This is a genomic window from Nocardia sp. NPDC059240, from assembly GCF_042753865.1.
Taxonomy (GTDB): Bacteria; Actinomycetota; Actinomycetes; order Mycobacteriales; family Mycobacteriaceae; genus Nocardia.
Genome location: NZ_JBHZAC010000008.1, coordinates 144,843 through 166,794, shown reverse-complemented (window position 1 = coordinate 166,794; position 21,952 = coordinate 144,843). Strand labels below are relative to the sequence as shown.

Here is a 21,952-nt window from a genome sequence, read left to right as displayed (position 1 = left end):
CTCATCCGGGCGTGAGCCCGTCAGCACATGCTGCCACCGCTGGGCGTAAGCAAACCGTAAGGATTTCTTGGAAGGTGGTGCGGCGGTCGCGCCGGGGCGGGGAGATTAGGTGGTTGCGGTGATGTCGGCCACCACGCCCGCATACCAGCGGAAGAGTCGAATCGGCGGCAGCGCAGCGGAATCCAGTGCCACCCAGCATTCGGCCACGGCCTTCCGCGCGGTCGTCCCGACCCAGTGGCGGGGGAGCAGTTCCGGCGGCAACAGCGGATCCGGTTCGAGTGCCCTGCTGAATTCGGCCGCCAAAGCGACGGCCAAGGTGAGGCATTCCGTGGGGTCGGCCGAAGGCAGTGTACGCAAGGTGTGTTCGGCGCTCGCGAGCAAGCGCTCGTGCCCGGCGGCCAGCCGCTCCAACGGCCACAGTCGCGCCGCCAGCGCCCGGACGGCCGTCACGCCGCCCACCTCGAGATCGCCGGTAGTCGCCGTCGTGAGCTGTCCTGCCACCCCGAGTCCGGCTGCGGCCGAACGAATCCGGTCCTCCCAGGCGTGCACCGAGACATACAGCCCACCCTGGATCGGCGCGCCCCCGAGCCCCACGATGGCGTCGCGCAGCCCGTCGCGGGCGGTGCGCTGGGACTCGGGCACCGCGAACGCCGCCAGATGCCACACCCCGTCCCAGCCCGCCTGCCCGCGATCCTGGGCATACATCAACCGCAGGTACTCGAGGTCGGGTTCCAGCACACCCCGGGTGTCGGCGGTGGCCCGCAGTACCGCCTTGCGTCCGCGTCCCTCATGGGTGAACTGCCCCTCGGCCACCAGCCTTTTGATGCACAACCGCACTTGCTGATCGCTCATGCCGAGCGCGGCCGCCACGTCGTAGAGTTCCCCGGCATCGATGGTGGCGTCCTCTCGGACCAGGCTCTCCACCAGCGTCCGCGTCGGAATCTCTGTCGCAATCGTCACTGCACCACCGGCTCTCGTTCGATGATCACGGGTGACCCGGCCACCCCGAGCTCTCGGCCCAGCTCCCGGAAGAACCGTCCGGCGTCGATGACCGCCTCGGGCGGATGCACCCCCGGCCGGCGAGCGCAGCCCTCGATCACCTGGGACATGCCCAGCGCCAGCGGTATCCCGGTGGCCCGCGCCATATCGTCGAACAGCCTACGGATGGCCGCCCCGGTCGCCCCGGAGCGGTCCAGGTGCGCCAGCACCCGGCATTCACGACCCGCCCGCCACCCGGACACGGCGGCGAAGAACGGCGGCAGGCTGCCGGGCCCCTGCGCGCGCACGGCCTTCGGCAGCGACCTCGCCAGCCGGCCCAGTGTCGGCTGCTCCAACAGTGCGGCGGCCGTCTCCTCGGTGAGCAGGCCCGCGTCGATGTCTCGGCGCAGCACCTCGAGATAGCCGAGCGTCCACGGCGTCACCACCATCAGATTGGCGGCGTCACCGACCGGCTCGAGGCTGCGCTGCAAGGTGATCGGCTCGGGATGCCCAACCGTGTACGCGGTCCCGCGTCGCCCGCCGGGCAGCTCCAGCGCGACCGGCCGCAGCGGGCGCTGCTTGGTCAACCGCCCCGCCGCCACCGCGGCAATGGTGCCGCTGCTCTGCTGCATCCAGTGCACGGCCGCCGCACTGGGCCGACCGTCCGACGACAGCGCGTTCTCCCCGCCCTTGTCCGGAACATCCACCGGCCAAGCGGTATACGCGTCGATCACGGTGTCGAGCCCGTCCGCTGCCAGCGCCGCGAGCAGATTGCTCACCCCCGGGCTGGCACCCATGCCCACCACCGCGCACACCCCCGCCACCCTCGCCTGCTCGTCGAGGTCGAGCATGTCGAGGGTCGGCTCCCAGTCATCACAGATATCCAGGTAGTGGGTGCCGGTATCGATCGCGGCGCGCAGCACCACGCGGCCGAAACGGTAATAGGGGCCAACGGTATTGAGCACCAGATCCACCTGCGACAGCGCATCCCGCAAGGCGGGCCCGTGCGTCACGTCGACCGTCAGCGCCGACACCGGCACCCGCGCATCGCAATAGCGCCGCGCGGCGGCGGCCGCGGCGGCACCGTCCCGGTCGGCGATCACGATCCGCTCGACTCCCAGCATCCGCGTGGCGGTCTCGACGGCGGCCGCGCCCATCGCGCCCGCTCCGCCCAGGGCGAGGACTCTCATGAGGCACTCCTGTGGTTCGGTGGTTGTTCGGCGTACCGGCGCAGCGCGTCGAGATAGCCGGGTGCATACAGGGATCGAGGCGCGAACACCGCCACCAGGAACGGCCGCACGCCGTCGGGCCGGTCGAGATCGAATTTCACGATGTTGTGCGAGGCATCGGGGAACGTCCGCACGGTGAGTAGATCCGGTGGCACCGATTCGCGGTAGACGCGCTCGGTTTCGGCGACATCGACATTGAGATCCCGCTCGCCGAGCAGTAGCAGCACCGGAATCCGCAGCCGCGGAAGGGTTTCGGAGACATCGGCGCGATAGTTCTGCCGGACGAACCACCAGCGATCCTCCGACATCGGCGGGGAATCCGTAGTCGCCGAACGATATCGGTCGTAGTTCGCGCCCTCGCGCAGCAGCGACAGATCGTTGTCCCGCCGCCGCAGTTCGGCGGCCACTTCCGCCTCGGGGGCATGCCGCTCCCGCAGCTCGGCCCGCAGGTTGTACTCACCCTGCCGCATCCAGTTCACGGCCGCGCCGACCAGCACCATGAACCGCAGCTCAGGATGCCGAACCGCGACCTCCGGCAGCACCCAGCCCGCCTGACTGATGCCCCACAGCCCGATCCGATTCACGTCGATCTCCGGCCGCTTGCGCGCCCAGTCCAAGGCCGCCTCGGTCTCGGTGGCCCGATCGTGCATGCTCTGATCGAGCCAATTGCCCGCCGCGCCATGAATTCCCGGCTTGTCCCATGCCAGCGACGCGTATCCCGCCGCGGCGAAGCTCTCCCACAGTGGCCGGTAGAACCCGTCGCGGTCGGCGTTCGCCGGTCCGTCGCCGTGCACGAAGACCACCAGCCCGAACGGCCCGTCGCCGTGCTTCGGCAGTGCGAGGGTGCCCTGCAGCGTCTGCGCCGCGCCGGTGATGGTGACCCGCTGCTCGCGAATATCGAAGTCGTTCGCCGCGATTACCCAGGCACCGGCCGAAACGGCCAGCGCGGCAACGCAACCGGTGGCGATGAGGATCCGTCGCTTCCAACCCATAAATCTATCGTATCAAAAACGAACGTATGAGAAATGATAGATAGCTGAGGATTGTTAGCCTGAGCGCGACCAAGGCGAAGGGACGAGTGCATGGCGACGATCGAAGAGGCGCTCGAAATAGAGCAACTCGAACGCGACATCTTCCGCGGCGCGTCCACCAAGACGCAGTTGCCGCGCACATTCGGCGGGCAGGTGGCCGGGCAGGCGCTGGTCGCGGCGGTGCGCACGGTGGATCCGCACTTCCAGGTGCACTCGCTTCACGGGTATTTCCTGCGGCCCGGCAATCCGGAACGGCCGACCGTCTTCCTGGTCGACCGCATCCGCGACGGGCGCTCCTTCGTCACCCGTCGGGTGACCGGGGTGCAGAACGGCGAGGCCATCTTCACCATGTCGGCCTCCTTCCACGTCGGCGACGAGGGCCCGGTGCATCAGGACGTGATGCCGAGCGTGCGGCCGCCGCTGGAGCTGGCCGATGCCAAGGAGTCGATGAGCCCGGAACGCCTGTGGGCCATGCGCGAATGGGAGCACTGGGACATCCGGACCATCCCGCAGGAGGAGGTGGACCGCCGCGAGGGCACCATCGCCCAGCAGCAGGTGTGGTTCCGCTACCGCCACCCGCTGCCCGACGATTCGGTGTTCCACGTCTGCACGCTCGCCTACATGAGCGATATGACGCTGCTGGGTTCCTCGAAGGTCATCCACCCCGACGAACCCACCCAGAACGCCTCGCTCGATCACGCCATGTGGTTCCTGCGCCCGTTCCGCGCCGACGACTGGCTGCTGTACGACCAGCAGTCGCCCAGCGCGGGCGCGGGCCGGGCACTGACCGGCGGGCGGATCTGGAACCAGGCGGGCGAACTGGTCGCCGTGGTCATGCAGGAGGGCCTGATCCGCACCTTCCGCGACCCGCAGGCCGCCTCGTACCCGCCCGGAACTGCCTGATTCACAGTCGTTTTCACGCCGTCTGCACGCGCAAGTGGCACACCACGGTGTCGTTCATCTTGCGCAGCACGCGCTCGAGCTCGTCACTGCGGTGACTCGGCAGCACGTGATTCCAGCCTGCGGGCGGCTCGATCTCGGCGATCACCACGACCTTGCGGCGGCCGGTGAAGTTGTCGCGCACATAGCGCGCCACCGGCCCGCCGACGGTCGAATCACCGTCCTCGAGCAGTACCAGCCGCACATCCGGATGCCAGGTCTCCCACTCCTTGGTGAAGACCGTGATGTTCTCGCCCGGCAGACACACGTGCACCGCGATCACGTCCCGGCCCAGCGACATGGCCGCCGAGAGCGCTTCCCGGCTGAGTTCCGACACCTCCGACACCGGCACCACGATCGCCGTCTCGGTGGCCTTCGGTTCGGCGGGCAGACACCCCGCGCCCCGGCAGCCCTCGATGCGGGTGTAGACCGTGCGGATCCGTTCCATGGCGATCACCAGCAGCGGCAGCACCACCACGATCAGCCATGCGCCCTCGGTGAATTTCATTGCGGTGGTGACGATCAGCGCCACGAAGGTGAGCACAGCGCCGAAGCCGTTGAGCGCCGCGCGCCATTGCCAGCCCGCCGTGCGCACATCCAGCCAGTGCAGGACCATGCCCCCCTGGGCGATGGTGAATCCGACGAACACACCGATGGCGAACAGCGGTACCAGCGCGTTCATATCGCCCCGCGACGCCGCCAGCAGCACGGCCGCGGACACACCCAGCGCGATCACGCCGTACCGATACACCTGGCGCTGCGAGCTGACCGCGAACCGGTGCGGCAGGCAGTTGTCGTCGGCGAGGATCTTCGTCAGCGTCGGCAGCCCGCCGTAGGAGGTGTTGGCGGCCAACGCCAGCAGGATCACGGTCGCGAATTGCACCACGTAGTAGGCGATTCCGTGGCCGAGCGCGGCTTCGGTCAACTGCGACAGGATGGTGGTGCCGTCGATCGGGTGGATCGAGAACTTACCGATCAGAATGGCCAGGCCGATCAGCATCAGGCCCAGCACCACGCCCAGGGCGACCTCGGCGTTCTGCGCCCGCTTCACCTTGGGGGCCGCGAAGCTGGGGACGGCGTTGGCAATGGCCTCGACACCGGTCAGCGCGGCGCAACCGCTGGAGAAGGCCTTGAGCAGCAGCAGGATTCCGATGGTGCGGGCGTTCTCGGCCACGGCCGCACCGGTTTCCACGGTCGCCGGGTGCGTGCGCAGCAGGCCCGCGACGATGACCACGAAGATGCCGAGCACGAACACCACGGTCGGGGCCATGAAGGCCCGCGCGCTCTCGCGGATGCCGTACAGGTTCAGGATGGTGATGCCTACCAGGACCGCCAGACAGATCCACACGGTATAGGGGAACAGCCCGGGGAACGCTGATGTCAGGGCGGCCACACCGGCCGCGATCGACACCGCCACATTCAGGATGTAGTCGACGATCAGCGAGGCGGCCGCCACCAGACTGGTCCGTCGGCCCAACCGCGCCTTGGCTACCGCGTACGCGCCGCCGCCGTTCGGGAAGGCGGCGATGACCTGCCGGTAGGAGAACGTGAGCACGGTCAGCAGCACCACGATCGCCAGGGTCACAGGCAGGGTGAAACCGAGCCCGACACTGCCCGCGGCGGCGAGGACCAGCACGATCGCCTCGGGGCCGTAGGCGACCGAAGCCATGGCGTCCAGGGAGAGTCCGGCCAGACCGGTCGAGACAGTCAGCCCGTGCCGAGGTGGCGGCGCGTCGACACCACCACGCGGTCCGGGCGAGGTTTGCGGTAGCAAATCAGTCACATCGGGCAGTGTTCACCTAAACGACCTTGTCGACACCCCTCCTAACGAATCTCTGACACCCCGGGTGAGCAGGGCCACATGACCGGGCAAACGTATGCTCGGGGCGTGAAACCGACGATTGGTGTGCTGGCTCTGCAGGGTGACGTGCGTGAGCACGTGCATGCGCTCGAGGCGTGCGGGGCGATTGCGGTGGCGGTACGCCGCGAATCCGAGCTGGCGGCGGTCGACGGTCTGGTCATTCCCGGCGGCGAATCCACCACCATCAGCAAACTGCTGGAGGTCTTCGACCTGCTCGAACCGCTGCGGCAGCGGCTGTCCGAGGGCCTGCCCGCCTACGGCTCGTGCGCGGGCATGATCCTGCTGGCGAGCGAGGTGCTCGACACCCGCCCGGACATGCAGGTGCTGCGCGGCATCGATATGACGGTGCGCCGCAATGCCTTCGGCCGGCAGGTCGATTCCTTCGAGACCGATCTGGAATTCGCGGGCCTGGATTCCGCTGTTCGCGCGGTCTTCATCCGGGCGCCGTGGGTCGAAGCGGTCGCCGACGGTGTCGAGGTGCTGGCCACGGTCCCCTCCGGTCCCGCCGCCGGTCGCATCGTCGCCGTCCGCCAGGGCAATGTCATCGCCACCTCCTTCCATCCGGAGGTCACCGGCGATCTGCGGGTGCACAAGCTGTTCGTCGACACCGCGGTGCGTCCGCGCGCCGGAGTCTGACGTACTCTCGAATGTCGGACACCATTCAGCCCCCTGAAACGAGGAAGTAGGGAATGAGCGGCCACTCCAAATGGGCCACCACCAAGCACAAGAAGGCCGGCATCGACGCGAAGCGCGGCAAGCTCTTCGCGAAGTTGATCAAGAACATCGAGGTGGCGGCCCGCACCGGTGGTAGTGACCCGGACGGCAATCCGACTCTGTACGACGCCATCCAAAAGGCGAAGAAGTCGTCGGTGCCCAACGACAACATCGAGCGCGCGCGCAAGCGCGGCGGCGGTGAAGAAGCGGGCGGCGCCGACTGGCAGACCATCATGTACGAGGGCTACGGCCCCAGTGGTGTCGCCCTGCTGATCGAGTGCCTCACCGACAACCGCAATCGCGCGGCCGGTGAAGTGCGCCTGGCGGTCACCCGCAACGGCGGCAATATGGCCGACGTCGGTTCGGTGTCGTACCTGTTCTCCCGCAAGGGCATCGTGACTCTCGACAAGGCCGGGCAGACCGAGGACGACATCCTCATGGTCGTGCTCGACGCCGGCGCCGAAGAGGTCAACGATCTGGGCGAGGAGTGGGAGATCATCTCCGACCCCAGCGACATGCTCGCGGTGCGCAGCGCGGTGCAGCAGGCCGGGCTCGACTACAACTCGGCCGAATCCGGCTTCCAGCCCTCGATGACCGTTGCCGCGGATGCCGACCTGGCCCGCAAGGTGTTCAAGCTCGTCGACGCCCTCGAGGACAGCGACGATGTGCAGAACGTCTACACCAACCTCGACGTGAGCGACGAGGTGCTGGCCGAGCTGGACGCCTAGCCCGGCAGAGCCACGACTACGCGGGCCGCATTCCCACCGGGAATGCGGCCCGCGTCGTGTTGAATCGCCTCATGCCTGAATTGCGCGCCGTGCGAGGCGATATCACCGAACAGCAGGTGGATGCGATTGTGAATGCCGCGAATTCCTCTCTGCTCGGCGGCGGGGGAGTCGACGGCGCGATCCACCGCAAGGGCGGTCCGGAGACCCTCGCGGCCTGCCGGGCGCTACGGGCCTCGCACTACGGAGGCGGTCTGAAGACCGGTCAGGCCGTCGCCACCACCGCCGGAAACCTCCCTGCACAGTGGGTGATTCACACCGTCGGCCCGGTCTGGTCTGCCACCGAGGACCGTTCGGCATTGCTGGCCTCCTGCTTCCGCGAATCCCTGCGCGTGGCCGACGAACTCGGCGCGCGGACCATCGCCTTCCCCGCAATCTCCACCGGCATCTTCGGCTGGCCTATGGACGACGGCGCCCGCATCGCCGTCGACACCGTGCGAACCACCCCGACCAAGGTTGAGCAGGTGAGTTTCGTGCTGTTCGGTGATGACGCCCTGAAAATCTTCGCGGGTGCGCTTCAGGGTGATCAAGGCCCGAAATAGGGGATTATCCCGATATGCACGAAAGCTCCTGTGCGACAAGATCGTTACCGGGTCGGGTCGCAGTTGAATGGAGTTGATTCACGCATGGCTCAACGGTTGTTGATCGGTCTCGGCGTGGCCGCCCTGATCACCGCCGCGGCGAGCGCGCTCGCCCCGGCGGCCTTCGCCACCGACCTGGCGGACGGCGTCTCGTGCGGCGATGGCAGCTGTCGCAACGACACTGACGATATCTATCGCATTCAGGTACGGGTGCACTGTTCGGGCTGGGGTGACGGGTACGAGACCTCGGTCTGGGTGAACAGCCACACCACCGAGCAGACCCAGGTCGGATGCAGCGGGCGCTGGGTGGACGGCGGTTACAGCATGGGCTCGCCCTCGATGAAGCCCGACGGCAGCTTCGGCTCGCCCACCATGGAAAAGCAGCCCGACAAGTTCGAGCCGAGCTACCTGACCGGCATCGACTATCTCAGCGCGTCGGTCGACAACACCAGTCGCCGCCGCCCTGACGCGCCCGCTGCCAACGGTTCGTGACATCGATAGGAGTTGATACACATGACTACTCGATTGCTGATCGGACTGAGCGCGGCCGCGCTGTTCACCGGTGCGGTGGGGGCGCTCGCCCCCGCGGCCTTCGCCACGGACCTGGCCGAGGGCGTCTCGTGCGTGGATCTCACCTGCCGCAACGACACCGACGACATCTACGTGGTCCGGGTTCGGGTGAACTGCACGGGCATGGTCGGCCCAGAGACCATGTCGATCGCCGTCAACCGCCACTCCACCCGGCACGTTTACGTCTCGTGCCCGGACAGCAAAGGGCCGTGGTCGGACAGCCCGCCTCGTACGAACTGGGTGACGAGCGTCGAATACCTGAGTGCCGTGGTCAACAACAGCATTCCCACGGGCTCCGCCGGGTAGTGCTGATCGCGGCCGGATAAGCCGAGCCCGCACCGGGATCGGCCGTGTCGATGGACAATGTCGCGGCGAGGGTCCGTTAGACTCTCGAACAGTTGTTCGTTCACGGTGAGAGGGGTTTCGGTGCGGGTGATGGGTGTCGACCCCGGTCTCACCCGGTGCGGGATCAGCATGGTCGAGGGCAGCATGGGCCGCCAGGTGACGATGATCCAGGTCGACGTGGTGCGCACCCCACCGGAAATGGATCTGGCGCAACGACTTCTGCTCGTCTCCGACGCGGCCGAGGCGTGGATGGATACGCATCGGCCGGAAGTCGTTGCCATCGAACGGGTCTTCTCGCAGAACAATGTGCGCACCGCGATGGCGACCGCGCAGGCCGGTGGCGTCATCGCGCTCGCGGCCGCCAGACGCCGGATCCCGGTGCACTTCCACACCCCGTCTCAGGTGAAGGCGGCCGTCACCGGCAACGGTTCGGCGGACAAGGCGCAAGTGACCGCGATGGTGACCCGTATCCTCGGGCTGTCCGTCGCGCCCAAACCCGCCGACGCCGCCGACGCGCTCGCCCTGGCCATCTGCCATTGCTGGCGTGCGCCCATGCTGGAACGCATGGCCAAGGCGGAGGCATTGGCCGAACGGCAGCGCAAACTGTACGAGGAAAAATTGGCCCAGCAGCGGGGTTCTCAAGGACGGAAGGCGGTAACGCGGTGATCGCGTCGGTTCGCGGCGAGGTACTCGAGATCGGACTCGACCATGTGGTCATCGAGGCCGCCGGAGTCGGTTACCGGCTCAATGCCACTCCCGCCACGCTAGCGAGTCTGACCCGCGGCGAAGACGCCCGGCTCTACACGACCATGATCGTGCGCGAAGATTCGATGACGCTGTTCGGTTTCGGCGACACCGAAACTCGCGAACTGTTCGTGTTGTTGCAGACCGTGTCCGGTGTCGGTCCGAAGCTGGCCATGGCCGTGCTCGCCGTCCTGGAACCCGAAGCACTCCGCAAGGCCCTGGCCGAATCGAACGTGGCCGCCCTGACCCGGGTGCCCGGCGTCGGCAAGCGTGGCGCGGAACGCATGGTCGTGGAGCTGCGCGACAAGGTGAATCTGGTTCCGGTGCAATCGGGTCCGCCCGGATCCGGTGCCGCCACCGCCGTCACTCCCGTGCGCGACCAGGTGGTGGACGCGCTCATCGGCCTGGGCTTCCCGGCCCGGCAAGCCGAGGGCGCGGTCGACGCCGTCCTGGTCGACGATCCCGACCTGGGCACCTCGCAGGCGCTGCGCACCGCGCTCGGGCTGCTCGGCAAGAATCGGTAGCACCCCATGGCCGAGGATTTCGAAGACTTCACCGACGACGAATCCGCCGTCTCCGCAAGCTATCTGCAGTCCGACGGCGAGATCGAGGCCAGCCTGCGCCCGAAGTCCCTGGACGACTTCATCGGCCAGCCCCGCGTCCGCGAACAGCTGGCCCTGGTGCTGCGCGGTGCGAAACTACGCGGCGGCACTCCCGATCACGTGTTGCTCTCGGGCCCACCGGGTCTGGGCAAGACGAGTATGGCGATGATCATCGCCGGTGAGCTGGGCACCGCCCTGCGCCTCACCTCGGGCCCCGCCCTGGAACGCGCGGGCGACCTGGCCGCCATGCTCAGCAATCTGGTCGAGGGCGATGTCCTGTTCATCGACGAGATCCACCGCATGGCCCGGCCGGCCGAGGAAATGCTGTACCTGGCCATGGAAGACTTCCGCGTCGACGTGGTCGTCGGCAAAGGCCCTGGCGCCACCTCGATTCCGCTCGACATCGCCCCATTCACGCTGGTAGGCGCGACAACCCGCTCCGGTGCGCTCACCGGCCCCCTGCGTGACCGCTTCGGCTTCACCGGCCACATGGACTTCTACGAGCCGGACGAACTGAAACTGATCCTGGAACGCTCGGCCCGAATCCTCGGCGTCCGACTGGAATCCGATGCCGCCGCCGAAATCGCGGGCCGCTCCCGGGGCACGCCGCGTATCGCCAACCGCCTGCTGCGCCGCGTCCGCGACTACGCGGAGGTCAAGGCCGACGGCCTGGTCACCACCGACATCGCGCACGCCGCACTGGCCGTCTACGACGTGGACGTCCTGGGCCTGGACCGCCTGGACCGCGCGGTCCTGAGCGCGTTGATCCGCAGCTTCAACGGCGGCCCGGTGGGCGTCTCCACCCTCGCCGTCGCCGTCGGCGAGGAATCCGCCACCGTCGAAGAGGTCTGCGAACCCTTCCTCGTGCGTGCCGGTTTGGTGGCCCGCACTCCCCGCGGCCGCGTCGCCACCGCGGCCGCCTGGGAGCATCTGGGCCTGGTCCCGCCTCCGGACCTGGTCTTCGGTTCCATCGAGGTCCGTCCGCGCGAACCCCAGTTGGACCTGTTCGAGCCGTAGGCGATTCAGTCGGCCGCGATTCAATCCACGGTCAGTACGAGCTTGCCGACCGTCCGTCCGGTGTCGCCCAGGGCATGTGCCTTGGCGGCATCGGACAACGGGAACGCACCCGCGATGGTGGGCCGCAGCGCACCGGATTCGGCGAGTGCACGCAGCGCATCCATCCCCGCGTGGTCGGCCTCGACCAGCAGCGACACCCCGCGAACGCCGAGTCGGGCAGCGGCGTCACGCAATTCGCTGCCGACGCCACCGCGAATCGCGACCACGATGCCACCCGGGCGGAGCGTGTTCAGCGAGCGGATGGCGTGCGCCTCGTCGATGGGGTCGAGCACGAAGTCGATGTCCCGCACGGTCTCGTTGACGTCCACCGCGTGATAGTCGATCGCCTCGTCCACGCCGATCGACCGCAGGAACTCATGGTTGGCCGCACTGGCCGTGCCGATCACATACGCACCAAGCGATTTCGCGATCTGAACCGCGAAATGCCCGACCCCGCCCGCCGCCGCGTGGATCAGAACCCGCTGTCCCGCTTGCACGTTCGCGGTGTCGACGATCGCCTGATAGGCGGTGAGAGCGGCCAGCGGGATCGCGGCGGCCTGCACGTGATCGAGATTGGCGGGCTTGCCGGCGAACGCGCGGGCGGTGACGGTGACATACTCGGCGGCCGCGCCGTGCCCGTGCGGGTAGGGGAGCATGCCGAAGACCTCGTCGCCCGGCTGGAACAGGGTGACACCGACACCCGTTGCCACGACCTCACCGGAAACATCCCAGCCGAGCACATACGGCGGGTCCGGCAGGAACAGGCCCTTCAACGCGCGATGCTTCCAGTCGGTCGGGTTGAGTGCCGTCGCGCGCACCCGCACCAGGATCTCGCTCGGACCCGGCTGCGGCACCGGCAATTCCACCTCGTGCAGTACCTCGGGACCACCGAGGACTTCCTGACGGATGGCCTTCATGGTGGTGGGGATGGTGATGTCCTTGTCGCTCATGCATCCCAGCCTGCCGTGCGACGAGCCCCCAGAAAATGGCACGATCGCCATTATTCGATAGAATCGTGCCATGCAGTGTGACGCCATCCCCGAGAACGCGCCCCCGCCGCACCGCGTCGTGGTGCTGGCCCTCGACGGCGCCTACCCCTTCGAGCTCGGCATCCCCAATCGCGTGTTCGGCACCGCCGACGGCCGCTACGAGGTCCTCACCTGCTCCCTCGACGGCCACCCGGTCCGCAGCAGCTCCGACTTCGACATCGCGGTCGCCAACGACGCGAGCGTGCTGAAAACCGCCGACACCGTGGTGATTCCACCGTGCGATGTGCTGACGATCCTGGAAGACGGCCTGCCACAAGAGGTTTCCGACCTCCTGACCAACCTCCGCCCCGGCACGCGCCTGGTATCCATCTGCACCGGCGCCATCGTGGTAGCCGCCGCCGGTCTGCTCGACAATCGCCCCGCGACCACCCACTGGAACTTCTCCGACCGCTTCCAGCGGATGTTCCCGAAAATCCAGCTCGACCCGAACGTCCTCTACGTCGACGACGGCGACATCCTCACCTCCGCCGGCGCCACCGCCGGAGTCGACCTGTGCCTGCACCTGATCCGCAACGACCACGGCAGCGAAGTCGCCAATATGGTCGCCCGCCGCTGCGTCGTCCCGCCCTGGCGCGAAGGCGGCCAAGCCCAGTTCATCGAACAACCCGTCCCGCCCGCCACCGCCGCGGGCACCGCCACCGCCCGCCAATGGGCCCTGGAAAACCTGCACCACCCCCTCACCATGTCGGACCTGGCCGATCAGGCTCGCATGAGCGGCCGCACCTTCGCCCGCCGCTTCCGCGACGAGGTGGGAATGAGCCCCGGCCGCTGGCTGATCCAGCAGCGCATCTTCCGCGCCCGCGAACTACTCGAAACCACCGAACTTTCCGTCGACCGCATCGCCGGCGAGGTCGGATTCGCCACGGGCGCTTCACTACGCCAACACCTCCACGAGGCAATCGGCGTCGCCCCGTCAGCCTATCGACGCACCTTCCGAACCGGCACAGCCATCACCGAGCCACTCGGCTGACCTCACGCACCTCACACAGACGCCGTTCCATCGAGCACATAGCGCCCTGGGCGCACCACCGCCCACTCGAAAAGGAGGGTAATGAAAGGCAGTAAAAGGTGATCCGTGCAGTCCGTCGGCCGGTAGGCGAGTCACGTCTCCCAAGTCGCGTCAGCTCAAGTCCGGTAGGGCAGGCGACGCAACCACACTGCCTGGTACATCCCACCGCGACGCAATCCCATTGGCGTGCAGTCACGCAAGTAGTCTTCCCCCCGAGTTACCTGGCCTCGAGCCGCCGAATCACATGTTGATCCGAGCCCGACGCGAAGCGAGGGCGCGTGCCTGCTCCCGACGCTGCGCCGGGGTGACGTACACCTGCACCAGCTCGGTCATGATGTTGACCGCGACCCCCGGATCGAAGATCGACCCGGTCGGCTCGGCGTCCGGCACCCCGGCGGCGGTGACCGGCGGCACGACGGTGGTGGGGAAGAGGTAAAGGCTGCCTTCGGGTTCGGTGATCGCGGATTCCCCGGTGGGCGTGCGCCATTCGACGACTCGGCCGGGGTGGTGACGGACGGTCCATCCGTTGGCGTGGTTGTCGGCGAGTGTCTTGAGCCGGTGGTGACGGCGGCAGCGGGCGCCGAGGTTGTCCTCGGTGGTGCGGCCCCCGGCGTGGGGGTTGGTGTGGTCGAAGCGGTCTTGGTGGTCGAGATCGCTGGCCGCGGCGGGAATATGGCAGCCGGGCGCACGGCAGATCCCGTCGATCGCGCGGGCTTGCCGCGCGGTGTGCGCGCCGGGCCGGTACCGCAATTCGGTGGTGTGGTCGGTGTTTTCGGCGTGCCAGGTGGTGGCGGGCAGGGAGGTAGCACCTGCAACGGCGGAGCCGGTTTCCGCACCAGCGGTGGTCGCAGTGCCAGTGGCAGCGCCGGTGGTGATGCCGTTGGTCAAGGTGGTCGCGATGAGGGGTGCCGCAGTGGGAGTGGCGGTCGCGCGGAAGGTTGTAGACGTGGTGGCGGGGCGGGGGTCGGTGATGATTTCGAAGCGGGCGTGGCGGGCGATCTGACGGGCCAAGTCGGGGTCGATCGCGCCCAGACCCGAGAGCAGGGCCGGGTTGTCTTGCAGACCGGCGAGGGTTTCGGCGGAGACGCCCACCTGGACAAGGGCTTTGCGCGCGACCGGGATATCGCCGGTCACAGCGCGCGGGCAATCCTCCAAGGCGCACTGGCACAGCAGGCGGCCGGTGCCGTCGGCCAAGGCGACGAGGGCGTCGGCGCGGCGTTGGGCGACGGTGCGGGGGTCCTTGGCGCAGCACTCGCGAGAGGCCATTTCGCGGAGGCGCTCGTAGAGGGTTTGGCCTCCGGCGGCGGGGAGGACGCCGTCGAGGAGGGCGGTCCCGTCGTCGTGGGCGGTGATCGAGACGTAGCGGTCGGCTTCGGCAGACTTGCGGCGCGCGGCCTGGCCGGCGGGGTCGGCTTCGAGCAGGCGGCGGCGGGCGGTGCGGCGGATGCGCTGCGGCTCAGCGTTTTCCGCGTAGGCGGCAAGGGAGGGTTCCAGTTCGGCGAGCAGGTCGTCGGAGGTGTTGGTCAGCGACTTGGTGATCGCGCGGGTTTGCGCGAGGTCGATACGACCGGCGGCGAAGGCTTCGCGGGTGGCGGTGCAGCGGTTCTCCAGATCCAGACCCAACCCGATGAGTCCATCGGCGGTACCCTGCGAAACCTTCAACGCGACACCGATTTCCGTGGCGGTGTCTTCGCCCGCGTTGAGGTTGCTGACACCGAGCTCGAGCTGCTGTTCACGGCGCAGGCGGTAAAGCGCGGTCATCAACGCGATCTCTTCGGCTTGCAGCGCAGCAATCTGCGAGTGCACGTCGCGCAGCTGAGCGACAACCGCTTGCGCGGTAGCCATCTCATCTGCGATATCAGTCATGTATTCGATCATACTTTCGAAACATGCGACACAACAGCATGATCAAAGCAACACGCACGGTAAATCTATGGCTAATAACCTGATTCATCGCCCACGGACATGTCGTACCCCTTGGCTACCTTGAGCTGTATCGAGATGGGGGAGGGAGTCTCATGGGGGCATCGGTCAGTTGGATAGCAGTGCGGGGCAAGGACTCCGCAGTGATCTGCCAGGAGCTCGGTTTGGAGCGAACGGGGGAGTGGTCCGATTCCGCCGAGTTGCCGTTCTCAGGCGCCCGCACCCGGGACGGTTGGTATCTGGTAGTCGACGACCGTGGCGATCAGCTCGAGGAGATGCTGGATCTGCCGGCGTGGTCGGCCGGGTGCGAGGTGATCAAGTTCGGAGTCGTGGAAGGGGCGGGTTACAGCGGGATCGAAGGCTGGGCGGACGGACGCCAGGTGTGGTTGGTGGAGGTCGATACCGATGGTGAGAGCCTGCTGGTGACCGGTGAGCTGCCGGCCGCGGCGGGCGCGCTGCGGGAACGACTGCGGCCGGATCCGGCGGATGACAATGCCGTGGACCTACCGATCTATCTGGCCGAAGCGCTGGTCGGCTACAGCTATTGCATGGGCCTGAACTCCAGCGAGCCCGAACCTTTCGAGGTGCTGCAACCACCGGTGACCGGAGACCTGCTGACGCGGTTCACCACCGGGCTCACCGAAGTCCTGGCAGAACTCGGCTTCGCCCGTGTCGATCCCCCCGACCCGGACCGCCGGTGGTTCACAGCAGCGGCGCCGATACCCGGCATGCAACTGGCCGTCGCGGCAGAGCTGACCCGAATCGCCAACGGCGGCATCAGAATCGACGGATACGGCGCGATCCTCTCCGAGCCCGGTGGTGCCCTACTGCGCGAACTGCCCGCCGAGGCCGTTCCCGACGGCCACGGTCGTGAGAACCTCCTGTTCGGCGAGATCGATCGCCTGTGGTTCGGTCAGGTCTCCAGGGAGTCCACGCCGTACTATTCCGGCCGAGTCCTCTCCGAGCCCGCCGCCGTCGACGGGGCGCTCGAGTGGTTCATGGAGTACGTGACCGGTCCGCTGGCCGAATTCTTCGCCACCACAGCCGATCCGGACTCCTTCCTGGCCGCCGCACGAAAGCCCGACGGTTACCGGCGAATCTCCGCCCGCAGAGTCCGAGGCACCGTTGCCTGGGCACTGTTGCACGACCACGCCGACGCCGCATCCGCTCTGACGTCCTGGTATCTGCGCCCCTATCGGCGACTCGGGGTGCGTCGCTTCGGCTTCGACCGCGGCGATTCCCACGATCGTGCCAAGGCCTTCGATCAAGCCCTGCGGCAACGATTTCCGGACTACGACAGGCTTCGTCAGTGACGGGAGACTTCGGAGTTCTCGAGTTGGTGCACCATCAGGTCGAGGAACGCGTCCACCTCGTCGCGGTGGTAGGCGGGTTCGCCCGGGATGGCCACCTGGAATCGGGTGTCCCGGATGTCCTGGGCGGTGAGCCCATTGGGGCCGTGGTGGGCCAGCGTCGCGGCGAGCCGGTCGAGGAACGCGCCCACCTCGTCGGCGAGATAGCCCGGAAAACCGAATGGGGGCGCGGAGAACTGGATACGCAGGACGTCGTCGTGGGTCAGCGGGTCGTGGGCGCGCCGGGCCGGGATGCGCCCACGCCCTCGGCGTAGTTCCTCGAGGACGATGCAGATGTGGTCGAGGAAGTCGTCGACCTGCTCGATGTCGTAGCCGCGTTGTCCCGGCGCGGGAGCGTCGAACTCCACCAGCCGGATATCGGCGATGCCGAGGTGATCGCGCCCGAGCATGGTGTCGGCGATGCGCGCGCAGAAGGCGTCCACCTGGGCCGGGTGATAGCCGTGATGCCCGAACGGCGCGGGGCCGAACCGGGTGCGGCGGACGTCGTCGGGGGTCACTCGCGCCATTGTGCCAATGACTTCATGTCCGAATTACTTCCGCCCCTTGCGGATCCGACCGCAACGGACAAACGAGTCGGTTCAGTGCTTGCGAACCCCGTCGATCAGCAGATGCCGGATGGCATGGCTGAGATCGTCCACCGCCTTCGCATCCGGCGTCCGGATGCCGTGCACGATGGCCGCCAGCAGCATCCCCGTCACCGCCCGCGCGGTATTGACGGTGTCGAGATCCGCACGCAGATAACCCCGTTCGACCCCGTGCTCGAGATATCCGGCGGTCAGTGAGTCCGCGGTGTCCAGCAGTCCGTAGAGCCGCATGGTCAGTTCACTGTCGATCCCGGTCGCCTGGAACAGCAGCAACTGCGCGACCCGCTGATCCTCGAGGAAGATCCGGTTCAACGCGTCACCGATGCGGTCGACCTGCGCCCGGTACTCCTCCAGGCTGTCGGCGGCGTCCGGCGCGTTGTCGGTGCCCAGCGATTCGATGATCCGCGCCGCCAGATCGTCGATGACGTGATCGATGATGTCGCGTTTGTTCTCGAAGTACCGGTAGAACGTCCCGTGCCCGATGCCCAGCACACCGGCGATGTCCGCGATGCCGGTGGCGTGATAGCCCTTCTCGGCGAAACACCCGAAGGCGGTGTCGATGATCTCCTGGCGGAGTTCGGCCTTGCGCCGTTCGATTCTCGAGGATGGCTTCGTCACAGGCCCGATGATACGGTGATCACAAACGGAATGAGATGTCATTCCGTGACATGAGCATCAGTTGAGTTGAACAACACTTCTGCAGGAGGTTCGGCGTGGCACCTCAGTACGACGCCATCGTGGTCGGTGCCGGTTTCGGCGGGATGGGCGCGGGCATCGAGCTGGATCGGCTCGGCCTGAGCAACTTCGTCATCCTCGAACGCGAGGACGACCTGGGCGGCACCTGGCATGTGAACCACTACCCGGGCCTGGCGGTCGACATCGCCTCGGTCACCTACTCGTACTCGTTCGAGCCCAACCCGAACTGGTCGCGCCTGTTCGCGCCGGGCGCCGAGCTCAAGAAGTACGCCGAGCACGTCGCCGACAAGTACGACCTGCGCCGGCGCATGCGCTTCAACACCGTCGTCGGCGGCGCGCGCTGGGATGAAGAGCAGCAGCACTGGGTGGTCGCCATCGAGGGCGGCGAATCGCTGACCGGGCGCTACCTGATGACCGCCACCGGCTTCCTGTCGCAGCCCTACACTCCGCCGTTCCCCGGCATCGACACCTTCGCGGGCAAGATCATCCACACCACCGCGTGGGACAACGACTTCGATCTGACGGGTAAGAAAGCCGCCATCGTCGGCACCGGCGCGACCGCCGTGCAGCTCATCCCCGAGGTCGCCAAGAAGGCGTCGGCGCTCACCGTCTTCCAGCGCACCCCGATCTGGGTGGTGCCCAAGTTCGACACCGCGATCCCGCGCCCCGTGCAGAGCCTCTTCGCGCGAGTCCCGTTGACGCAGAAGGCCGCCCGCCTGGCGAACACCTCCATGCTGGAGGCGCTCATGGTCGTCGGCGTGCTGCACTTCAAGCAGGCCAAGCCGCTCAACAAGGCCGCGGCGATCCTGGCCAAGGCACACCTGCGGAACTCGGTGCGCGACAAGGAGACCCGCAAGAAGCTGACGCCGAACTACGATTTCGGCTGCAAGCGGCCCACCTTCTCGAACACCTACTTCACCACGTTCAACGAGCCGCATGTGCGCCTGGAGACCAACTCCATCGATCACGTGGAAGCCGACGGCATCGTCACCGCCGACGGCCACAAGACCGAGATCGACACCCTGATCCTGGCCACCGGCTTCAACCTGTGGGACGTCAACTTCCCCGCCATCGAGATCATCGGCCGTGAGGGCCGCAATCTCGGAAAGTTCTGGCGCGACAACCGTTTCCAGGCGTACGAGGGCATCAGCGTGCCGAAGTTCCCGAACTTCGTCAGCCTCAACAGCCCGTACTCCTACAGCGGCCTGTCCTACTTCACCACCATCGAGGCGCAGATGAAGCACATGGCGCGCCTGTTCGGGGAGATGTTCCGCCGTGGCGAGCAGGTGTTCGAGGTGACCGAGCAGGCCAATGCCGGGTTCCTCGATCGCGTCACCGACAAGCTGGGTTCCTCGGTGTTCTATGGCGGCGAGTGCTCGACCGCGCGCAGCTACTACTTCAACCAGCATGGTGAGGCCGCGCTGTTGCGCCCGACCAGCACCCTGAATGCCCATCGGGAAGCGGCGAACTTCCCGCTCGACGACTACACCTATGGGGCGCAGTCGGCCTGAGCGGGACTGCGCGGTCGGCATAGTCGGCGGTCGACCGCGCAGCTCGGCGGGTACTGCCGGATAACTCCGTGGGGTAGCAACAGATCAGCCCTGCGCGAAACACCGCCCGTCGGATTGCAGGTCGGCGCGCCGTCTCTCAGGGTGTACTGGCAGACTGTCCTGCACACGCACGATCCGACCTTCGACTAGGGGCTGACTTCGACGATGGACCTTTTGCTGCCGCTGCTACTGGTTGCTCTGCTGATCCCGATGTTCCTGGGAGTGCGCCGCCAGAAGCGAGAGATGGCCAAGGTCAACGAGATGCGGGACGCGCTCAAGGTCGGCGACCAGGTCGTCACCACCTCGGGCCTGTTCGCGACCGTGGTCGATATCGACACCGACGAGGAGACCGTCGACCTCGAGATCGCCGAGGATGTTGTCACCACCTGGAAGCGCAGCGCGATCCTCGAGATCCGCCCGGCCGAGACCGAGGCCGATGAGGCCACCGAGGACTCCGAGCCGACCGAGGCCGTCGCCGATGAGCAGGTCGTTGCGGCCGACGCCGACGCACCGAAGCTGACCAAGGACTGAACACACCCCCGCGCCATCGGCCGCCCGACCCACCCGGCGGCCGGTGGCGCTGCGGTGTGTAAACCGCACGTTCCACCCCTGACCCCCGCCTAGGAGATAAGTACTGTGCCACCTTCTCAGGGAACGGCGCATCCAATGCGCCTGCTCGGCGTCTACGCCGCGCTGGTGGCTTTGATGTTCGGCCTGATCTATCTGACCGGCGACAAGGCACACACCCCGAAGCTCGGCATCGATCTGCAGGGCGGTACCCGGGTCACGCTGACCGCGCGCACCCAGGACGGCGCGAAGCCGAGTCAGGACAGCCTCAAGCAGGCTCAGTCGATCATCGAGAAGCGCGTCAACGGTCTCGGCGTCGCCGGGTCCGAGGTCGTCATCGAGGGCGACAACCTGGTCATCACGGTGCCGGGTGCGGATGGCGCGCAAGCCAAGTCGCTGGCGACCACCGCGAAGCTGTATGTGCGTCCCGTGTTGAGCCAGCAGCCCGCCGCGAAGGGCGGTCAGCAGCCCCCGGCCGCGCAGCCCACCACGCCGCCCGCGACGCCGCCGACCGAGTCGGCCGCGCCGACCACTCCGGCGGCACCGAGCAGTGAAGCGCCCGTGACCACGGAAGCTCCGCAGAACCGGGTGTTCCCGGCGCAGGCTCCGACCACGCCGAGCCCGACTCCCACGCCGCCCGGCGGACTGACCCCGCAGCAGCAGACCCAGCAGGACATCGCGGCCGCGCAGAAGCTGCGCCAGAGCACCGATCCGCAGATCCAGGCCATGGCCATGGCCAGCCTCGATTGCTCGAAGCCGGATCCGTTGCAGGGCAACGACAAGCCGGACCTGCCGCTGGTCGCCTGCTCCACCGACGGCAACTTCGTCTACCTGCTGGACAAGAGCGCGCTCGACGGCCAGGAGATCAGCAACGCCACCTCCGCCTACGATCAGCAGCGCGGCTGGGTGGTCAACGTGGACTTCAAGTCCGGCGGTTCGGACACCTGGGGCAAGCTGACGACCCAGTACCAGGGCAAGCAGCTGGCCTTCGTGCTCGACTCGAAGGTGGTGAGCGCCCCGTCCGTGACGGCGGGTGGTCAGTACGGCGGCAACACCCAGATTTCGGGCAGCTTCAACTCCAAGACCGCGAAGGAACTGGCGAACACGCTGAAGTACGGTTCGCTGCCGCTGTCGTTCGCGACCTCCGAGGCGGAGACGGTGTCGGCGACCCTGGGTCTGTCCTCGCTGCACGCGGGCCTGATCGCCGGTGCGATCGGTCTGGTGGCGGTGCTGATCTACTGCCTGCTCTACTACCGCATGCTCGGCTTCCTGGCCGGTTTCTCGCTGCTCGCGGCGGGTGTGGCGGTGTTCGCGCTGATCGTGTTGCTGGGCAGGTGGATCGGGTTCACCCTCGACCTGGCCGGTATCGCGGGTCTGATCATCGGTATCGGTATGACAGCGGACTCGTTCGTGGTCTTCTTCGAACGAATAAAAGACCAGATGCGTGAGGGTCGCAGTTTCCGCTCGGCGGTTCCGCGCGGCTGGCAGCGGGCTCAGCGCACCAACCTCTCGGGTAAGACGGTGTCGCTCATCGCTTCCGCGGTGCTCTACCTGCTGGCCGCCGGTCAGGTGAAGGGCTTCGCCTTCACCCTCGGTCTGACCACCGTGCTCGACGTCATCGTGCTGTACCTGGTGACCTCGCCGCTGATGATGCTGGTCTCGCGCTCGCCGTTCTGGGCGAAGCCGTCGGTGAACGGTCTGGGCGCTATTACTGAGCTTGCACAGGAACGCAAGGCCTCGGCCGGTGTCCTGGTGAAGGAGGCGTGATC

Annotated in this window: 22 protein-coding genes; 14 read left to right on the top strand and 8 right to left on the bottom strand. The window is 67.3% G+C overall.

Annotation, left to right across the window (positions count from 1 at the left end; genetic code table 11):
• Positions 1 to 105 precede the first annotated feature (105 nt).
• The 3 genes from ACFXHA_RS28215 to ACFXHA_RS28205 are packed head-to-tail and all read right to left on the bottom strand — an operon-like array spanning position 106 to position 3,181.
• Positions 106 to 960, bottom strand: coding sequence for a PaaX family transcriptional regulator C-terminal domain-containing protein (locus tag ACFXHA_RS28215; protein WP_379361925.1), 855 nt, complete (start codon positions 958 to 960; stop codon positions 106 to 108).
• A complete protein-coding gene (locus ACFXHA_RS28210; RefSeq protein ID WP_379361924.1) occupies positions 957 to 2,168 on the bottom strand; it encodes a saccharopine dehydrogenase family protein in 1,212 nt (403 codons plus the stop codon). The genes ACFXHA_RS28215 and ACFXHA_RS28210 overlap by 4 nt, the downstream gene beginning before the upstream one ends.
• Positions 2,165 to 3,181, bottom strand: a complete 1,017-nt coding sequence (locus tag ACFXHA_RS28205; protein ID WP_379362298.1) for an alpha/beta hydrolase family protein — start codon at positions 3,179 to 3,181, stop codon at positions 2,165 to 2,167. The genes ACFXHA_RS28210 and ACFXHA_RS28205 overlap by 4 nt, the downstream gene beginning before the upstream one ends.
• A gap of 108 nt (positions 3,182 to 3,289) precedes the next feature.
• On the opposite strand from ACFXHA_RS28205, the gene ACFXHA_RS28200 reads away from it, so the two are divergent.
• Positions 3,290 to 4,141, top strand: a complete 852-nt coding sequence (locus ACFXHA_RS28200) for an acyl-CoA thioesterase (protein ID WP_379361922.1) — start codon at positions 3,290 to 3,292, stop codon at positions 4,139 to 4,141.
• 13 nt (positions 4,142 to 4,154) lie between these two features.
• Here the strand turns inward: ACFXHA_RS28200 and ACFXHA_RS28195 are convergent, their stop codons facing one another.
• On the bottom strand, positions 4,155 to 5,846 hold the full coding sequence (locus ACFXHA_RS28195) for an APC family permease (protein ID WP_379362297.1): 1,692 nt from the start codon (positions 5,844 to 5,846) through the stop codon (positions 4,155 to 4,157).
• A gap of 192 nt (positions 5,847 to 6,038) precedes the next feature.
• On the opposite strand from ACFXHA_RS28195, the gene pdxT reads away from it, so the two are divergent.
• The 8 genes from pdxT (at position 6,039) to ruvB (ending at position 11,396) form a co-directional block, all read left to right on the top strand.
• Positions 6,039 to 6,674, top strand: coding sequence for a pyridoxal 5'-phosphate synthase glutaminase subunit PdxT (gene pdxT, locus ACFXHA_RS28190; protein WP_379361920.1), 636 nt, complete (start codon positions 6,039 to 6,041; stop codon positions 6,672 to 6,674).
• Positions 6,675 to 6,727: 53 nt separating this feature from the next.
• Complete coding sequence (locus ACFXHA_RS28185; protein WP_379361918.1) at positions 6,728 to 7,480, top strand: YebC/PmpR family DNA-binding transcriptional regulator; 753 nt, start codon at positions 6,728 to 6,730, stop codon at positions 7,478 to 7,480.
• A gap of 71 nt (positions 7,481 to 7,551) precedes the next feature.
• On the top strand, positions 7,552 to 8,079 hold the full coding sequence (locus ACFXHA_RS28180; RefSeq protein ID WP_379361916.1) for an O-acetyl-ADP-ribose deacetylase: 528 nt from the start codon (positions 7,552 to 7,554) through the stop codon (positions 8,077 to 8,079).
• An 84-nt stretch (positions 8,080 to 8,163) separates the two neighbouring features.
• On the top strand, positions 8,164 to 8,610 hold the full coding sequence (locus ACFXHA_RS28175; protein ID WP_379361914.1) for a hypothetical protein: 447 nt from the start codon (positions 8,164 to 8,166) through the stop codon (positions 8,608 to 8,610).
• Positions 8,611 to 8,631: 21 nt separating this feature from the next.
• Positions 8,632 to 8,994 (top strand): hypothetical protein, encoded by a 363-nt coding sequence (locus tag ACFXHA_RS28170; RefSeq protein ID WP_379361912.1) that lies wholly within the window; start codon positions 8,632 to 8,634, stop codon positions 8,992 to 8,994.
• Positions 8,995 to 9,114: 120 nt separating this feature from the next.
• On the top strand, positions 9,115 to 9,699 hold the full coding sequence (gene ruvC, locus ACFXHA_RS28165; RefSeq protein ID WP_379361910.1) for a crossover junction endodeoxyribonuclease RuvC: 585 nt from the start codon (positions 9,115 to 9,117) through the stop codon (positions 9,697 to 9,699).
• Positions 9,696 to 10,301: a Holliday junction branch migration protein RuvA gene (gene ruvA / locus ACFXHA_RS28160; protein WP_379361908.1), complete on the top strand. Its 606-nt coding sequence runs from the start codon at positions 9,696 to 9,698 to the stop codon at positions 10,299 to 10,301. The genes ruvC and ruvA overlap by 4 nt, the downstream gene beginning before the upstream one ends.
• A 6-nt stretch (positions 10,302 to 10,307) precedes the next feature.
• Positions 10,308 to 11,396: a Holliday junction branch migration DNA helicase RuvB gene (gene ruvB / locus ACFXHA_RS28155; RefSeq protein ID WP_379361906.1), complete on the top strand. Its 1,089-nt coding sequence runs from the start codon at positions 10,308 to 10,310 to the stop codon at positions 11,394 to 11,396.
• A gap of 20 nt (positions 11,397 to 11,416) precedes the next feature.
• On the opposite strand, the gene ACFXHA_RS28150 is transcribed toward ruvB, so the two are convergent.
• Complete coding sequence (locus ACFXHA_RS28150) at positions 11,417 to 12,385, bottom strand: NADP-dependent oxidoreductase (RefSeq protein ID WP_379361904.1); 969 nt, start codon at positions 12,383 to 12,385, stop codon at positions 11,417 to 11,419.
• A 70-nt stretch (positions 12,386 to 12,455) separates the two neighbouring features.
• On the opposite strand from ACFXHA_RS28150, the gene ACFXHA_RS28145 reads away from it, so the two are divergent.
• Entirely contained in the window at positions 12,456 to 13,454 is a 999-nt protein-coding gene (locus ACFXHA_RS28145; RefSeq protein WP_379361902.1) for a GlxA family transcriptional regulator, read from the top strand.
• A gap of 279 nt (positions 13,455 to 13,733) precedes the next feature.
• On the opposite strand, the gene ACFXHA_RS28140 is transcribed toward ACFXHA_RS28145, so the two are convergent.
• Complete coding sequence (locus ACFXHA_RS28140) at positions 13,734 to 15,359, bottom strand: DUF222 domain-containing protein (RefSeq protein WP_379361900.1); 1,626 nt, start codon at positions 15,357 to 15,359, stop codon at positions 13,734 to 13,736.
• 152 nt (positions 15,360 to 15,511) lie between these two features.
• Here ACFXHA_RS28140 and ACFXHA_RS28135 point away from each other — a divergent pair, with 152 nt between their 5' ends.
• Complete coding sequence (locus ACFXHA_RS28135) at positions 15,512 to 16,729, top strand: hypothetical protein (RefSeq protein ID WP_379361898.1); 1,218 nt, start codon at positions 15,512 to 15,514, stop codon at positions 16,727 to 16,729.
• Here ACFXHA_RS28135 and ACFXHA_RS28130 read toward each other — a convergent pair.
• Together ACFXHA_RS28130 and ACFXHA_RS28125 are read right to left on the bottom strand one after the other, a co-directional pair.
• Positions 16,723 to 17,292 carry a DivIVA domain-containing protein gene (locus ACFXHA_RS28130; RefSeq protein WP_379361896.1) on the bottom strand — a complete coding sequence of 190 codons (570 nt, stop codon included), beginning with the start codon at positions 17,290 to 17,292 and terminating at the stop codon, positions 16,723 to 16,725. The two genes, ACFXHA_RS28135 and ACFXHA_RS28130, sit on opposite strands and share 7 nt — an antisense overlap.
• A 72-nt stretch (positions 17,293 to 17,364) precedes the next feature.
• Entirely contained in the window at positions 17,365 to 18,030 is a 666-nt protein-coding gene (locus ACFXHA_RS28125; RefSeq protein WP_379361894.1) for a TetR/AcrR family transcriptional regulator, read from the bottom strand.
• A gap of 53 nt (positions 18,031 to 18,083) precedes the next feature.
• Between ACFXHA_RS28125 and ACFXHA_RS28120 the strand changes: the two genes are divergently transcribed.
• The 3 genes from ACFXHA_RS28120 (at position 18,084) to secD (ending at position 21,950) form a co-directional block, all read left to right on the top strand.
• Positions 18,084 to 19,577 (top strand): flavin-containing monooxygenase, encoded by a 1,494-nt coding sequence (locus ACFXHA_RS28120; protein WP_379361892.1) that lies wholly within the window; start codon positions 18,084 to 18,086, stop codon positions 19,575 to 19,577.
• A 204-nt stretch (positions 19,578 to 19,781) separates the two neighbouring features.
• Entirely contained in the window at positions 19,782 to 20,147 is a 366-nt protein-coding gene (gene yajC, locus ACFXHA_RS28115) for a preprotein translocase subunit YajC (protein WP_379361890.1), read from the top strand.
• Between the two features lie 105 nt (positions 20,148 to 20,252).
• Positions 20,253 to 21,950, top strand: coding sequence for a protein translocase subunit SecD (gene secD / locus ACFXHA_RS28110; RefSeq protein WP_379361888.1), 1,698 nt, complete (start codon positions 20,253 to 20,255; stop codon positions 21,948 to 21,950).
• Positions 21,951 to 21,952 lie beyond the last annotated feature (2 nt).

Coding starts and splice junctions, on each gene's coding strand:
- ACFXHA_RS28200 (WP_379361922.1), top strand. CDS start 3,290: ATGGCGACGATCGAAGAGGCGCTCGAAATAGAGCAACTCGAACGCGAC.
- pdxT (WP_379361920.1), top strand. CDS start 6,039: ATGACCGGGCAAACGTATGCTCGGGGCGTGAAACCGACGATTGGTGTG.
- ACFXHA_RS28210 (WP_379361924.1), bottom strand. CDS start 2,168: ATGAGAGTCCTCGCCCTGGGCGGAGCGGGCGCGATGGGCGCGGCCGCC.
- ACFXHA_RS28140 (WP_379361900.1), bottom strand. CDS start 15,359: ATGACTGATATCGCAGATGAGATGGCTACCGCGCAAGCGGTTGTCGCT.
- ACFXHA_RS28185 (WP_379361918.1), top strand. CDS start 6,728: ATGAGCGGCCACTCCAAATGGGCCACCACCAAGCACAAGAAGGCCGGC.
- ACFXHA_RS28135 (WP_379361898.1), top strand. CDS start 15,512: ATGGGGGCATCGGTCAGTTGGATAGCAGTGCGGGGCAAGGACTCCGCA.
- ACFXHA_RS28125 (WP_379361894.1), bottom strand. CDS start 18,030: ATGACATCTCATTCCGTTTGTGATCACCGTATCATCGGGCCTGTGACG.
- yajC (WP_379361890.1), top strand. CDS start 19,782: ATGGACCTTTTGCTGCCGCTGCTACTGGTTGCTCTGCTGATCCCGATG.
- ruvB (WP_379361906.1), top strand. CDS start 10,308: ATGGCCGAGGATTTCGAAGACTTCACCGACGACGAATCCGCCGTCTCC.
- ACFXHA_RS28180 (WP_379361916.1), top strand. CDS start 7,552: ATGCCTGAATTGCGCGCCGTGCGAGGCGATATCACCGAACAGCAGGTG.
- ACFXHA_RS28130 (WP_379361896.1), bottom strand. CDS start 17,292: ATGGCGCGAGTGACCCCCGACGACGTCCGCCGCACCCGGTTCGGCCCC.
- ACFXHA_RS28145 (WP_379361902.1), top strand. CDS start 12,456: ATGCAGTGTGACGCCATCCCCGAGAACGCGCCCCCGCCGCACCGCGTC.
- ACFXHA_RS28175 (WP_379361914.1), top strand. CDS start 8,164: ATGGCTCAACGGTTGTTGATCGGTCTCGGCGTGGCCGCCCTGATCACC.
- ACFXHA_RS28195 (WP_379362297.1), bottom strand. CDS start 5,846: ATGGCTTCGGTCGCCTACGGCCCCGAGGCGATCGTGCTGGTCCTCGCC.
- ACFXHA_RS28170 (WP_379361912.1), top strand. CDS start 8,632: ATGACTACTCGATTGCTGATCGGACTGAGCGCGGCCGCGCTGTTCACC.
- ACFXHA_RS28150 (WP_379361904.1), bottom strand. CDS start 12,385: ATGAGCGACAAGGACATCACCATCCCCACCACCATGAAGGCCATCCGT.